Annotated in this window: 13 protein-coding genes and 1 tRNA gene; 7 read left to right on the plus strand and 7 right to left on the minus strand. The window is 68.9% G+C overall.

What is annotated here, in order from left to right:
- Positions 1–87 precede the first annotated feature (87 nt).
- Entirely contained in the window at positions 88–1,800 is a 1,713-nt protein-coding gene (gene rpsA / locus P9K36_RS14115; protein WP_043351014.1) for a 30S ribosomal protein S1, read from the minus strand.
- Positions 1,801–2,358: 558 nt separating this feature from the next.
- Here rpsA and P9K36_RS14120 point away from each other — a divergent pair.
- Positions 2,359–3,126 carry a Crp/Fnr family transcriptional regulator gene (locus tag P9K36_RS14120; protein ID WP_043757719.1) on the plus strand — a complete coding sequence of 256 codons (768 nt, stop codon included), beginning with the start codon at positions 2,359–2,361 and terminating at the stop codon, positions 3,124–3,126.
- A 14-nt stretch (positions 3,127–3,140) separates the two neighbouring features.
- On the opposite strand, the gene P9K36_RS14125 is transcribed toward P9K36_RS14120, so the two are convergent.
- Complete coding sequence (locus P9K36_RS14125; protein WP_043757722.1) at positions 3,141–3,989, minus strand: transglutaminase family protein; 849 nt, start codon at positions 3,987–3,989, stop codon at positions 3,141–3,143.
- A 322-nt stretch (positions 3,990–4,311) separates the two neighbouring features.
- Between P9K36_RS14125 and serA the strand changes: the two genes are divergently transcribed.
- Both serA and P9K36_RS14135 read left to right on the plus strand, forming a co-directional pair.
- Positions 4,312–5,562, plus strand: a complete 1,251-nt coding sequence (gene serA, locus P9K36_RS14130; RefSeq protein WP_091955054.1) for a phosphoglycerate dehydrogenase — start codon at positions 4,312–4,314, stop codon at positions 5,560–5,562.
- A gap of 191 nt (positions 5,563–5,753) precedes the next feature.
- Positions 5,754–6,230 (plus strand): hypothetical protein, encoded by a 477-nt coding sequence (locus P9K36_RS14135; protein ID WP_043351003.1) that lies wholly within the window; start codon positions 5,754–5,756, stop codon positions 6,228–6,230.
- A gap of 3 nt (positions 6,231–6,233) precedes the next feature.
- Here the strand turns inward: P9K36_RS14135 and P9K36_RS14140 are convergent, their stop codons facing one another.
- Positions 6,234–6,386, minus strand: coding sequence for a hypothetical protein (locus tag P9K36_RS14140; RefSeq protein WP_164706381.1), 153 nt, complete (start codon positions 6,384–6,386; stop codon positions 6,234–6,236).
- Positions 6,387–6,694: 308 nt separating this feature from the next.
- Here P9K36_RS14140 and P9K36_RS14145 point away from each other — a divergent pair, with 308 nt between their 5' ends.
- Together P9K36_RS14145 and P9K36_RS14150 are read left to right on the plus strand one after the other, a co-directional pair.
- On the plus strand, positions 6,695–6,910 hold the full coding sequence (locus tag P9K36_RS14145) for a hypothetical protein (protein ID WP_043351006.1): 216 nt from the start codon (positions 6,695–6,697) through the stop codon (positions 6,908–6,910).
- A gap of 283 nt (positions 6,911–7,193) precedes the next feature.
- Positions 7,194–7,799 carry a hypothetical protein gene (locus tag P9K36_RS14150; protein WP_236961378.1) on the plus strand — a complete coding sequence of 202 codons (606 nt, stop codon included), beginning with the start codon at positions 7,194–7,196 and terminating at the stop codon, positions 7,797–7,799.
- A gap of 52 nt (positions 7,800–7,851) precedes the next feature.
- Here the strand turns inward: P9K36_RS14150 and P9K36_RS14155 are convergent, their stop codons facing one another.
- From P9K36_RS14155 to P9K36_RS14170, 4 genes are all read right to left on the minus strand, one after another.
- Positions 7,852–8,184, minus strand: a complete 333-nt coding sequence (locus P9K36_RS14155) for a hypothetical protein (protein ID WP_043352724.1) — start codon at positions 8,182–8,184, stop codon at positions 7,852–7,854.
- Positions 8,185–8,520: 336 nt separating this feature from the next.
- Positions 8,521–9,099, minus strand: a complete 579-nt coding sequence (locus P9K36_RS14160) for an NADPH-dependent FMN reductase (protein WP_043352726.1) — start codon at positions 9,097–9,099, stop codon at positions 8,521–8,523.
- 72 nt (positions 9,100–9,171) lie between these two features.
- Positions 9,172–9,789 carry a hypothetical protein gene (locus tag P9K36_RS14165; protein WP_043757731.1) on the minus strand — a complete coding sequence of 206 codons (618 nt, stop codon included), beginning with the start codon at positions 9,787–9,789 and terminating at the stop codon, positions 9,172–9,174.
- A gap of 525 nt (positions 9,790–10,314) precedes the next feature.
- Positions 10,315–10,390 (minus strand) — tRNA-Asn (locus tag P9K36_RS14170).
- Between the two features lie 262 nt (positions 10,391–10,652).
- Here P9K36_RS14170 and P9K36_RS14175 point away from each other — a divergent pair.
- Together P9K36_RS14175 and P9K36_RS14180 are read left to right on the plus strand one after the other, a co-directional pair.
- The gene (locus P9K36_RS14175; RefSeq protein WP_236961374.1) at positions 10,653–10,919 is read left to right on the plus strand and encodes a hypothetical protein; all 267 of its coding nucleotides are present in this window, start codon (positions 10,653–10,655) and stop codon (positions 10,917–10,919) included.
- A 303-nt stretch (positions 10,920–11,222) separates the two neighbouring features.
- Positions 11,223–12,902, plus strand: a complete 1,680-nt coding sequence (locus tag P9K36_RS14180; RefSeq protein WP_043345914.1) for a HAMP domain-containing methyl-accepting chemotaxis protein — start codon at positions 11,223–11,225, stop codon at positions 12,900–12,902.
- The last annotated feature ends 48 nt before the right edge of the window (positions 12,903–12,950 follow it).

Here is a 12,950-nt window from a genome sequence, read left to right on the forward strand (position 1 = left end):
AAAGAACCCGCGCAGGACGTCGGTCCTGCGCGGGTGTCGAAGCCAGGGATCCACCGCCCGGACGGGCCGGGCGGCGGGGTCGGCGTCTTACTCGTCGTCGGAGCGCTTCTTGTTGAAGGCGGCGCCGAGGATGTCGCCGAGCGAGGCGCCCGAATCGGCGGAGCCGAACTGGGCCATGGCCTCCTTCTCCTCGGCGACCTCGAGGGCCTTGATCGAGACCTGCACGCGGCGGGCCTTCCGGTCGAACTGGACGACGCGGGCGTCGAACTTCTCGCCGGCGGCGAAGCGCTCGGGACGCTGGTCGCCGCGGTCGCGGGCCAGCTCGGCGCGGCGGATGAAGGTCTGCATGTCGGTGTCGACGATCTTCACCTCGACGCCGGCATCCTTCACCTCGACGACCTCGCAGGTGACGATCTGGCCCTTCTTGATCTCGCCGGCCTCGGCGAAGGGGTCACCGCCGAGCTGCTTCACGCCCAGGGAGATCCGCTCCTTCTCGACGTCGACGTCGAGAACCTGAGCGCGGACCATGTCGCCCTTCTTGAACTCCTCGATGACCTGCTCGCCGGGACGGTTCCAGTCGAGATCCGACAGGTGGACCATGCCGTCGACGTCGCCCTCGAGGCCGATGAACAAGCCGAACTCGGTCTTGTTCTTGACCTCGCCCTCGACCTCGGAACCGACCGGGTGCTTCTCGGCGAAGGCCTCCCAGGGGTTCTGCAGGGTCTGCTTGAGGCCCAAGCTGATGCGGCGCTTGACCGGATCGACCTCCAGGATCTGCACCTCGACCTCCTGGGAGGTGGAGACGATCTTGCCCGGATGGACGTTCTTCTTGGTCCAGCTCATCTCAGAGACGTGGATCAGGCCCTCGATCCCCGGCTCCAGCTCCACGAAGGCGCCGTAGTCGGTGATGTTGGTCACGCGGCCCTTGAGCTTGGCGCCCTCCGGGTAGCGGGCGGCGATGCCCTCCCACGGATCGGCGAGGAGCTGCTTGATGCCGAGCGAGATGCGGTGCGTCTCATGGTTGATCTTGATGATCTTGACCTTGACCGTCTGGCCGATGGTCACGACCTCGGACGGATGGTTCACACGGCGCCACGCCATGTCGGTGACGTGCAGCAGGCCGTCGATCCCGCCGAGATCGACGAAGGCGCCGTACTCGGTGATGTTCTTGACGACGCCGTCGATGACCTGACCTTCCTCAAGGTTGGCCACCAGCTCCGAGCGCTGCTCGGCGCGGCTCTCCTCGAGGACGGTCCGGCGCGACACGACGATGTTGCCGCGGCGGCGATCCATCTTGAGGATCTGGAACGGCTGCGGGGTGCCCAGCAGCGGGGTGACGTCGCGGACCGGGCGGATATCGACCTGCGAGCGCGGCAGGAACGCCACGGCGCCGTCGAGGTCGACGGTGTAGCCGCCCTTGACCTGGTTGAAGATCGTGCCGGTGACGCGGTCGTTGTTCTCGAACGACTTCTCGAGCTTGACCCAGCTCTCCTCGCGGCGGGCCTTGTCGCGCGAGATGACGGCTTCGCCCAGCGCGTTCTCGATCCGGTCGACGTAGACCTCGACCTCGTCGCCGACCTTCAGCTCGCCCTCGCGGCCGGGACCGGTGAATTCCTTCAGCGCGACACGGCCTTCCGTCTTGGCGCCGATGTCGATGACGGCCACGTCCTTCTCGATCGCGACGACGCGACCCTTGACGACGGAGCCTTCGGTGATCTCGTGTTCGAGGAAGCTCTCCTCGAGGAGGGCTGCGAAATCCTCGCGGCTCGGGCCACGCCCCAGAGCGGTACCTGCGGTCATTCTGTCTCCTGAACGGCCTCCATCGGAGGCCCGTTGCGTCGGCGGCTCGCGTTGCAGGCGCCCCCGTTCGCCGCGGCCTTCCCGGAGTCTTTCGGGAGAGGCGGCCGGTCCCGCGGGACCCGGCTTGCCGACGCGTCGATACGGATGACGAGGGCGGTCCAGCCGGAAACCTGGCGGGCGCACCGGAAAGGCGGGCGCGCGAGAGGGGATCCGGGAGGACGCGGGTCCCTTACAACATCGGCCTTGCGACTTCAACCGATTAGGGTTTTAGCCTCGCCGGGCGTCGGATGGCCGCGGCGCAGGTGCGGTCTTGCGTGCGGTCTTGCCGCCGGCTGCGGATGTGGCAAGTCTGTCTGCCGCCGGACGCTTGCCCGGCGCATATCCGCCGGTCAGGAGAGCCCGCACCGGTCCGTCGGGCGCGGCCTGGTGTCTGTCCGGCGCATCCGGAGCGTTTTGAGGGAAGAAGCGTGCTGCGTCCTGATCTCGTCTCCCATCGTGCCCCGCGTCTGCGGCACAGCGGCATCCCCCATGCCCCGCGAACCGAGGCCTGAACGCCCGATGCCGAACGGGTACAACGCCCCGATGGAGATGCTGGCGCGCAAGCTCGACAGCATCGCGCGGATTGCGGATGCCGACCGCGAGGCGCTCCTCGCGCTGCCCCACACCGTCCGGAACCTGCCCGCGCGCCACGACATCGTCCGGTTCGGCGACAGGCCGAACCAGAGCTGCCTCGTCCTTCAGGGCTGGGTCTATCGCTATTCCGCCCTGGCCGAGGGCGGACGCCAGATCCTGTCGTTCTACATCGCGGGCGACCTTCCAGACCTGCAGAGCCTCCATCTGCACCGGATGGATCACAACCTCGCCACGCTGACGTCCTGCGTCGTGGCGCTGGTCGCGCATGACGACCTGCGGGCGGTTCTCCTGAAGAATCCCGGTCTCGCCGCCACCCTCTGGCGCGACAGCCTGATCGACGCCGCGCATTACCGCGAGCGGATCACCAGTCTCGGGCGGCGGCAGGCGCTCGGTCGCGTCGCCCACATGTTCTGCGAGCTCTATCTCCGGCAGAAGGCGGTCGGGCTGACGCGCGGCCTGAGCTGTCCGCTGGCGCCCAAGCAGTCCGAACTCGCGGACTCCCTAGGCCTGACGAGCGTCCACCTGAACCGGGTTCTGCGGACGCTCCGGGGCCGCGGGCTCGTCACGCTGGGCGGCGGCATCCTGACCATCGAGAACTGGCACGCGCTCGCCGAAGTCGCCGAGTTCGACCCCACGTTCCTGCACCTCGCGAACAACGCCGCCCCTGCGCACCCAACCGTCGAGACCGTCTAGGGCGTGGGGACGCCTCAGGCGGCCTGGGCCAGCGCATCCGGTGCGGCCGGCACCTCGTCGGTATGGACATCGAAGCGGATCAGCTGGGCGGCACCGAAGCTCGTGGTCAGGGCGCAGTCGGTGGCGTCGCGGCCGCGGGCCATGACGATGCGGCCGACCCGGGGCCGGTTGTGGCGGGCGTCGAACGTGTACCAGCGCGGCCCGTCGGGCCCGTGGAGGTAGACCTCGAACCACGCGGAGAAGTCCATCGGCGCCGGATCCTTCGGCACGCCGATGTCGCCCAGATAGCCGGTGGCGTAGCGCGCGGGGATGTTCATGCACCGGCACAGGGTTATCGCCAGATGCGCGAAGTCCCGGCACACGCCGACGCGCTGCGTGTAGCCGTCGAAGGCGGTGCGGGTCGCGTCGGCCTGCTGGTAGTCGAAGCGCAGGCGGTTATGGGCGAAATCGACGATGGCCTGGACGCGCGCCCAGCCCTCCGGCGTGGCGCCGAACAGCGACCAAGCCGTCTGCGAGAGCTTGTCGGTGTCGCAGTAGCGCGAGCCCAATAGGAAGGTCAGGACGTCGTCGGGCAAGTCCTGCACGGCGATCTGGCGGGCGTCGGGCGCCTGGTCGTCCGGCCGGCCGCTGTCGGCGATCGTGAAATCGGCCGTCATGGTGATCCGTCCACCCGGCGCGACGAGGCGCGTGCAGACATTGCCGAAGGCATCGACGTGCTGCCGGGCTGCCACCGGAGGATCGAAGGTGATCACCTCCGGGGTCACGAGGTCGCGCCTCAGCTCCGGGCGGACGTTGAGCAGCAGGTTCATCGGCGTCGGGCCGAACGTGTCGAACGCGATCGAGAAGCCGGTGCGGATGTGCATCGTCGAGGACCGAATGGTAGGTCGCTGTCCGGCGCTGCCGGAAATCGAGCCGTTAACAGTACAGGGCCCTACAAGCCGCGAGGCGACCTCAAGTTCCGTCGGAGATGCCCGCCGAGCGTCGTCGACCTGCCCGAATATTCGGCACGGTTCGGCGCGGGCCGAGGCCGCGCGACCCCGCTGCGCGCTCTGAAGCGCTCCCCGGGCGGGGCTGCCCGGCGTCGCGCCATGTTGCAACGCACAGGGCGCCCTCGTATCCGGAGCCGCTTCGAACCCAAGGTCGTCCGGCCGCCGCCGGGGGCCTGCTGCCAGACGATCCATGCCCATGACGCCCGACAAGCTTTCCCTGCCCAAGGACAAGATCCGGGTCTTGCTGCTGGAGGGCATCAACGACAGCGCCGTGGCACTGATGCGGGCCGCCGGCTACACCAACCTGACCCGGCTGCCGAAGGCGCTGGACCGGGAGGCCCTGCACGAGGCGCTCCAGGGCGTGCACATGGTGGGCATCCGCTCGCGGACGCAACTCGACGCGGCCGCCTTCGCGGCGTCGGACCGGCTCCTGGCGGTGGGCTGTTTCTCGGTCGGCACCAATCAGGTCGATCTGGAGGCCGCCCGGCATCGGGGCATTCCGGTCTTCAACGCCCCCTTCTCGAACACGCGCTCGGTGGCGGAGCTGACGATCGGCGAGATCGTGATGCTGCTGCGCCGGATCGTTCCGCGCTCGGTGGGCGCCCATGCCGGCCGCTGGGACAAGTCGGCGGCGGGCTCGCTGGAGGTGCGCGGCAAGACGCTGGGCATCGTCGGCTACGGCAACATCGGCACGCAGCTCTCCACGCTCGCCGAAGCCATGGGCATGCGGGTTCTGTATTACGACCACACCGACAAGCTGCGCCACGGCAACACCGAGCCGACCGAGACGCTGCACGAGCTTCTGGGCCAGAGCGACGTGGTCTCGCTGCACGTGCCCGAGACGGAGGCCACCGCCAACATGATCGGCGCGGCCGAGATCCGTGCGATGAAGCCCGGATCCTTCCTGATCAACAACGCCCGGGGCACCGTGGTCGATCTCGAGGCTCTGGCGGCGGCGCTGCGCGACGGCCACCTCAAGGGCGCCGCCGTCGACGTCTTCCCGGCGGAGCCCGGGTCCAACGCGGAGGCCTTCGTCAGCCCCCTCCAGGGACTCGAGAACGTGATCCTCACGCCGCATATCGGGGGATCGACCGAGGAGGCTCAGGAGCGCATCGGCTCCGAAGTGGCGCGCAAGCTCCTCGACTATTCCGATATCGGCTCGACGGTCGGCGCCGTGAACTTCCCGCAGGTGCAACTCCCGGCCCGCCCGACCGGAACGCGCTTCATCCACGTCCAGCGCAACCTGCCCGGCATGCTCGGACGCCTCAACGGCGTGTTCTCCCGCGGGCAGGTCAACATCGCCGCGCAGTTCTACCAGACCGACGGCGAGGTCGGGTACGTGGTGCTGGAGACCGACGCCACCGACGCGGATGCGGAGGCACTGCTCGCAGAGATCCGCGCCATCCCGGGCACGATCCGCGCCCGCCTGCTCTACGAGCGGCGCTAGCCGGGAGGACGCGCCTCGCGGGACCGGCGAGCCTGCGGGCTTTCAAGCGTGCGGTAATTTACGCGGCGCGCGTGAACGCGGCCGATCTTGCCGCGTTCGTCTTGCGCGGCCAAGCTGGCCGCTGTTCAAGTCGCAAGCGGCATGATCGACGGCCTCGACCGATCGAGCGCCCGGCCGGCGGAGGAATTGCGGTGACGAAGCGTGTAGCATGGGCATGGGCCGGACTCGCGCTCGGCATCGCCGGGACGGTCTCGAGCGTCTCCGGCGCGTCGGCGGATTGCCTGCGGCGGGTCTACAATCGATCGAATCTGGTCCTGGTCGCCCGCCAGGATGGCGGGCCGCCCGCCACGCTGTTGCCCGGTCGGTCGCTGCCGATGCGGCTGTCACGGCCGGGCCAGATCGACATCACGGGCTATTGCGGGATGCCGGGCGCGGGTGCGGGCCCGGTTGTCCAGCGGACCTTCGACTATGAGGCGGTCCTCGACCGCTGCTTCGTCCGGTTCGGGGGCGACCTGTTCGTGCCGCAACTGGGGCGCGGCTTCATCGGTCTTCAGGAGACGGCTCCCTTCACGGTGAACAACCCGCGGCAGGGCGACATCGTCCTCGGACCCGCAGTCGGATCCGCATGCCCGGTGCCCGGGCCGGCCGTTCTGAGCCGGCGCGGCTGAGCCTCAGAGGTAGTGCCGGAACACGACCCCCGTATCCGTGGAAGTGCCGGGTTGCGGGGGCGAGGCCGGCCCGATGAAGGGGCTTGCGAGGCGCAGGGCCACGAGGCCGAGGGCGGCCAGCGCCGGGGCGATCAGGCGGAACGGGCGAGCGAGCATGGACGCCTCCGTCGCGCCGCCGGTCCCGCCTGCAACGTGCATGCGGATCGGAGCGCATGTGAAGCATCGCACCTTACGGCCGAGCTGAACGTGCCGAAGCGCACACGGGGCGCGTCGAGACCGATCCCGGCGCGTCGGAGCCTGGCGCCCGGTGCGGTGACGGTCCGACGATTGCGTCCACCGGGTCGCTGGCGTGTACACCGATGCACTCCTATGCTGCCCGGTGTCGGGGGCCGCCGGGAGCCGCGCTGCCAGGGCCGCGGTGGCGCTCCCCGGGTGGAACCGACTGCGTGAACGAGGACGCGCGTATGCTGACCCAGACAGGCAACTCGATTCTCCGAGGCGATCTCGGCGTCGAGGAGACTATCGAGTCCGACAATATCGTCCGCTGGGACGGCGAGCGGCTCTATGTGGAGCAGGACGTCTATCACAACGGTCAGCTGGTCCACCGCAAGTACCGCCGCACCGTCACCGAGCCCGTCGCCCGCGTGCTGTGGGCGATCATCAATCGCGCCAAGCAGTGAGCGCCGGGGCAGGAGCGGATCGGATGCGTTCGTTCGGGCGGCCTTCCTGACGCCTCCGCCCGTATCGCTGCAAAGTCGGGGACCGCGGTCGAGCACCATCCGGCCGGGCCGATGGTTTCGTGCCTCGCATCCGAATGGGAAACGGGATTCGACGCCGTGCGCGGCGCGGCCGCTGGCGCCGCGCGGTGCCCAGGGTCTCTCAGGGGGGGGCGTGTAATCCCATATCGCGGCCCCTGCGTTCCAAACAGTCGCTAGTTCTTGACGGGGCTGAAGCGACGCGCTCTTGCTGATTTCGTCCAGGGACAGTGGCTCTGAGTCGCGCCAGAGTTCTGTGCCCCTGCGTGTTCAGACTTTCGTCCGGTCCATGCTGGCAAGATCACTTCTCAACCGCTGGTCGATCTTCGCGTTTAATGTGCTGATCGCGTTGCCGCTGACGCTTGCGCTTGTCGATGTCGCGATCTTGCTCTGGGGCGCTGGATTTCAGCATCACGCCACGATTCACGAGGCCGGGCATCTGATCGAGGGGATGGGCGTGATCCTGATCGGTTGGGGCGTGGTGCTGGAAGAGCGCCCTGGCGTGAGCCATCTCCTCGGCGGCCTTCCGACCGAGGATCCCGATCGCGAGGCGGCGATCGACGCGCTCTGCCACCATTGCGGACTCGCCTTGCTGGTGCTGGGGCTCGTCGCCGAGATCCTCGTGCAATGCGTGGAGGTCCCCGACCACATCATCAATACGGACCGGATCGAGCGTGTCGTCCTGACCGGCGGGGCCGTCTTCCTGGCGCTCGGCCTCGCCACGCTGGCGCGGCTCTCCGCCGGTCTCGCGGCGTTCCGCGCGCCAATTCCCTTGGACCCCGAAGGCTCCCTGCCTGAGGCGGGGCCGCGCTGAGAGCCCTGAGCCCGACGACCGGTCCGGCTCTCTGCGGGGGACGGCGCGGCTGCTAGGCTGCGACGGCAGCTTCCGGTTCGACGAGGGTGAGATGCGACGGTCGCAGCACGTCGAGGCGCTCGTGCGCGTTGTCGAAGGCGGCCCGGATCGTCGTGCTCGCGTCCTCGACGGCAACCAGGACAGCCAGTTTCTGGGCGCTGGCCCGGTCGGCGACGCTGCGGGCGGCCGCGATCAGCGACTGCTCCAGGCCGAGAAATTCCGCCTCGGCATCCCGTCCCGCATCCCGCGCGGCCGATGCAAGACGGTCCAGTACGGCTTCCAGGGCATGGCGCAGGACAAGCGTCCGCACGCGCTCCTGCAGGAGCGCCCTCTCGTCGATCTTCATCGGAATCGGTCCGCGTTGGGGAACACGGCCAAGCTCTCATACTTCGGCTCACCGTGCAGCCACCTTTTTGCAACAGAGCAATACTGTCTCGTGCGCCGGGCGCGCGGCGCGTTCACCGTTTCGTCGGCGAGATCATGCAAAGTTGTTCTGCAATCGTGTGTCGAGTATTTGCTCATCCTGAGAATCGAAAGCGCTGTCTCGATCACTTCATGGCGCAAAATTGCGCGCATCGAGGTGCGCTTGGCCGTTCGAATACCTCCGATGCACCGGGGGCGTTGTCTCCCGCGAGGGGGCGATGACGCCGCCGCGACGGGGCTGGGGGCGGCCGGCTGCCGCTCAGTACGGCGTGCCGCGCTGGCGCCGGTCCCGCAGGGCCTCGGCGTGCCATTCGAGTTCGTCGAGGAAGCGGTTGGCCGCCGTCGTGATCCAGGGCTCGGCAGGAATGCCCTGGCTGTCGATGGCTTTCTGGAGCCGCGGGATCGGCAGGAGCGAGGGGATGCTGGACATGCCCATCTCGGCAAGCATCGCCCGCAATGCCATTGCCGCCCGGACGCCGCCGAACTGACCGGCCGAGTAGCAGCAGATGGCCGACGGTCGCCAGAAGTACTCTTCCAGAAAATGGTCGAGGGTGTTGGAGAGCGCGGGCGGGACGCCGTGATTGTACTCGGCCGTGACCACCAGGAAGGCGTCCGATCCGCGGAAGAGGTCGGCGAGGCGCTGCAGGGGCTCCGGCGCGGTGCCGGCCGGATATTCCTTGTACATCCGGTCGAGGAGCGGGAGCTTCAGCTCGGCGGGGTCCACCAGCGGGGCGGCGTGGCCGCGCGCCTCGAGTTGCGCGATCAGGAACTGCGCGGCTCGGTTGCCGATGCGGTCGGTGCGGACGCTGCCGAGAATCACGGGGATGGTCAGGGGCATGGCGATCTCCGGTTCCCCCGATCATGCCAGAGGCCGGCGGACCACTCCAGACGCCAGGCGATCCCGGCCGGGTCAGGCCTGGGTGCTGCTGGTGAGTGCAGCCGCGATGCCCACCGGGCCGCCCGTCGCATAGGCGGCGATCGCCTTCGTCACCTGTTGCAGGAAGGATTGCAGGCCGTCGCCGCTGCCGGTCGCCGACGCGGCATCGGCGGTCGCCGTCGTACCGGTGGACGCACTTGTGGACGACGCGCCGTCCGTTGCGGCGCCGGTCGGCGCGGATGCACCGCTCTGCGTCGCGTCCGACGCCGGCCGATGGCCATGGTGGCCGCGACGGTGATGGACGGGCGCCGCGCCGTCCGCGGTCGGGCTCGATGACGTGCCGGTCGCGGAGGCTTCGTCGGCATTGGCGGTGGCGTCCGCCGGTGTGGTGACGCCGCTCTGAAGGCCCATCTGGCTGAAGTCGGATTGCAGCTGCAGGAGCGACGCCATCAGATCGTTCGACAGGGTCGGTGTCGATGTGGTGCCGGTCGTCTGCCCGGTGCTTCCGGTAGCCTGGGTGGTGGTCGGATCCTGGCCTGCCGTGGTCGAGGCGCCGGCCTCGATCCGGGCCGTATTCGCCGCACGCGCCTGTCTCAGGGCGCTGACAAGATCCCGCTGGAGAGAACTGCCCGTAACCGCATTCGCCGACATGCTACGCCTCCGCGACCGCCTTCGGTTCGGGGAGGCACGGCGCATTCCAGAATTTTCCCAATGATTTCAGCGATGCTCCCGGGTCGGGGACCGGCAGGATCGGCCCAGCGGCAGATTCTGCCGCTCTACCCCGCCGACAGGGGGCGGATCAGGTCGGTGCGGCGCGGGGGGCTGTCCGTCGACGAAGACAAGCACGGCGATCTTGATCCGCTCAACGCTAGGCAGAGCCGGGTCGCCTCCTTCGGTCCCCGCCGCGGCCCGCCGACATTTCGGGTGCCGTTCCGAGTGAACGCGGTCGCCGACATGCGCGGCCGCCCCGAGACCGTCCGGTGGCGCTCGCGATCGGCATTTCGCCTTGAGCGCTGCGCGCGTCTCAGCCGTATCGACGGCCGGGATCTTGGGCCGGCGCACGGACGGGATGAAGCGGCTGCTGCCTAAGGGGCCCCGAGATCCTGTCGCAAGAACGGATCGGCATCAGCGCTCAACGCCGTGCGGTCCGAAAGGCGGGGCTGTGATGGGGGCTGATGGCTCCCCGAGCAGGACTCGAACCTGCGACAAGGCGATTAACAGTCGCCTGCTCTACCAACTGAGCTATCGGGGATCACGAGGGGGTCTCTACACACCGCGATCGCGGGACGCAAGGGCCTCGACGCATGATCCGCGGGCATTCTACGGCACGGCGCTCTGCGTCACAGGGCGCGGCCTGCACCGATGGCAGTCGAGCGCCTGCTATGTGGCTTTTTGGCAACATATGCGCCGGGTCCCGCCGCTGGTTTGACCCGCTCGCTCCGGCCGTCGCCGCCTGGGTCATCCGAATGTCGCGACGCGATCCTACGGGAGCGCCAGCCCGGACGACCCGGTGCGTGTCCGTTGCTATCATGCTGACCCATCACTGCCTGAACCCCCAAGACCCCTATGCGGAGCGCGAAGTGCGTGTCGCCTTCGAGTGGGCCGCCGACCGTCCCCGACTGATCGCGGCCCTCGACGAGCACGAGGCCGATATCCTGCCCGATCTCGTCGACGTGCAGCGCGATGACCTCCGCCGGGAGATCGTCGCCGCGCTCCGGATGCAGGAGCAGTCCCGCCGTCAGCCGGTCGGCAGTCCGGCCCCCGTTGCCCGGGATCGCTGACGGGTCTCGCGGCGGGCGCGCAGCCCGCCACCGGCACGCGGGCGTCCATAGGCCCGAAGCGGTCCAATACGCGGCTCCAGCGCTCGCGAGATCCAGCATTCGCAGTCGTCCGGTCCGGAAGCACGCGGTATGCGCGCGATCATTCTGAGTGCGTGCTGCAGGATCTGGCTATTCGTTGATAGATCGCGGCCTCGATCGCCATATCAGATAATAGATTTTGCCGGCTATATTTACCTGTTCAAAAGGAAGTGTTCGTGTATATCTGCGCCTCTTCGTAACCCTCGCTGAAGCGGCGCGGCTCCTATGCGAATTTCACTCGGCCTCAAGCTCTCGGCAGTGATCGGATTGCTGGCCCTCGTGGCGATCGGCATCGCGGCCTTCGCCGTCCGGCAGTCGAACTGGGAGCAGGAGCGCGCCGCCGCGACGGACAGGATCTGGAATGCCGGGCTGCAGGCCGGTGCCCTGGGGCAGGCGATCGAGCACGCGGTGGTGCAGGCCACGGCCCTCTACACCGCGGAAGACACCGCGGAGGCACGGACACGCCTGTCGGCACTCCACGACGCCCTTGCGACGGTGGAGCAGGTGCGCGGACCCTTCCTCGCAGCGATGGAAGATCAGCTTCCCGAGGATCGGCGCCGGCGCTTCGATCTCTTCGTGAAGGAATTCATCGCCTACCAGACCGACACGGCCGAGCTGGGGCTGACGGTGTCGCCCAAGGCGGCCCTGATCCAGGCGACCGACGAGGCGACCGTGAAGAATCGGGAGCGCATGGTGGCCGAGATCGGCGCCCTTGGACGGGAGGTGCTGAGCCGCCTGAATGCCCGACGCGCCGGGGACGCCGTCGACCGGCGGCAGGCGCGGATCACCCTCGTGGTCGTGCCGGCGGTGGCGCTCGTGCTGGGGTTGCTCGCGGCGGTCTGGATCATCGTCACCCAGGTGCGGCGCCCCCTGCACCGTCTCAAGGATGGCATGACGGCGCTCGCCGCCAACGACCTCGGCCTTGTCATCCCGTTCACGCATCGTCGCGACGAGATCGGCGAGATGGCAGCCGCCATCGCGGCGTTCCAGACCGCTCTGATCGAGAAGCGCGACTTGGACGCGGAGGCGCAGATGCGCCGTGATCGTGACCGGATCCGGGCGGAAGCCTTGGCGACGGCGACCCATGCCTTCGAGGCCGAGACGCATCGCGCGGTCGCCGATCTCGCCGGATCGGCCGAGGCGATGCAGGCGGCCGCCGACACGCTCACCGGCAATGCCGGCGCGATGGCGTCCGAGGCCGCCATCGTGGCGGGCGCCTCCAGCCAGAGTGCCGGTTTGGTCGACAGCATCGCCAGCGCTGCCGAGGAACTCTCGGTCTCGGCCCGGGAGATCGAGGCCCGGGTGCGGCACACGAGCGAGATCGCTTCCTCCGCCCTCTCCGACACGCAGGGCCTGAAGGAGACGGTGATGAGCCTGTCGCAAGCGGCCGAGGAGATCGGCACGGTGGTCACGTTGATCCGCGAGGTGGCCGGGCAGACCAATCTGCTGGCGCTCAATGCGACGATCGAGGCCGCCCGGGCCGGTGTCGCCGGGCGCGGCTTCGCGGTGGTCGCCGCCGAGGTGAAGGCCCTGGCCGGCCAGACGGCGCTCGCAACCGACCGCATCACCGGGCAGGTCGGGGCGATCCAGGGGGCCGCAGGACGCACGGTCGGCGCGATCGGCACGATCGGCGAGACGATCGCCCGCATGAGCCTGATCGCCTCCGAAGTTGCGAAGGCCACCGATCAGCAGGGCCAGGCCAGCCAGGAAATCGCGCGGGCGATCTCCAGCGCGGCCGCGGACGCCCGGAGGGTTTCGGAGAGCGTTGCCGGTGTTCAGGCCGCCGCCGCGTCCAACGAGGCGCAGGCCGGACAGGTGCGCGGTGGCGCCGTGCGGGTCACGTCCGGGGCGCACAGCCTGCAGAAGGCCATCGAGACCTTCACGACGCAGGTCCACAGCGCATGAGCGCGCGGCGACGCTCACGCCGGAGCATCACGGCGGGATCAGCCAGGA

It is taken from the genome of Methylobacterium sp. 391_Methyba4 (assembly GCF_029691625.1).
Classification (GTDB): Bacteria; Pseudomonadota; Alphaproteobacteria; order Rhizobiales; family Beijerinckiaceae; genus Methylobacterium; species Methylobacterium fujisawaense.

What these genes read in the sequence shown, in the direction of transcription:
- P9K36_RS14140 (WP_164706381.1), bottom strand. Translation starts at nt 6,386, where the DNA reads ATGCTCGCTCGCCCGTTCCGCCTGATCGCCCCGGCGCTGGCCGCCCTC.
- P9K36_RS14180 (WP_043345914.1), top strand. Translation starts at nt 11,223, where the DNA reads ATGCGAATTTCACTCGGCCTCAAGCTCTCGGCAGTGATCGGATTGCTG.
- P9K36_RS14165 (WP_043757731.1), bottom strand. Translation starts at nt 9,789, where the DNA reads ATGTCGGCGAATGCGGTTACGGGCAGTTCTCTCCAGCGGGATCTTGTC.
- P9K36_RS14120 (WP_043757719.1), top strand. Translation starts at nt 2,359, where the DNA reads ATGCCGAACGGGTACAACGCCCCGATGGAGATGCTGGCGCGCAAGCTC.
- serA (WP_091955054.1), top strand. Translation starts at nt 4,312, where the DNA reads ATGACGCCCGACAAGCTTTCCCTGCCCAAGGACAAGATCCGGGTCTTG.
- P9K36_RS14160 (WP_043352726.1), bottom strand. Translation starts at nt 9,099, where the DNA reads ATGCCCCTGACCATCCCCGTGATTCTCGGCAGCGTCCGCACCGACCGC.
- P9K36_RS14145 (WP_043351006.1), top strand. Translation starts at nt 6,695, where the DNA reads ATGCTGACCCAGACAGGCAACTCGATTCTCCGAGGCGATCTCGGCGTC.
- P9K36_RS14125 (WP_043757722.1), bottom strand. Translation starts at nt 3,989, where the DNA reads ATGCACATCCGCACCGGCTTCTCGATCGCGTTCGACACGTTCGGCCCG.
- rpsA (WP_043351014.1), bottom strand. Translation starts at nt 1,800, where the DNA reads ATGACCGCAGGTACCGCTCTGGGGCGTGGCCCGAGCCGCGAGGATTTC.
- P9K36_RS14155 (WP_043352724.1), bottom strand. Translation starts at nt 8,184, where the DNA reads ATGAAGATCGACGAGAGGGCGCTCCTGCAGGAGCGCGTGCGGACGCTT.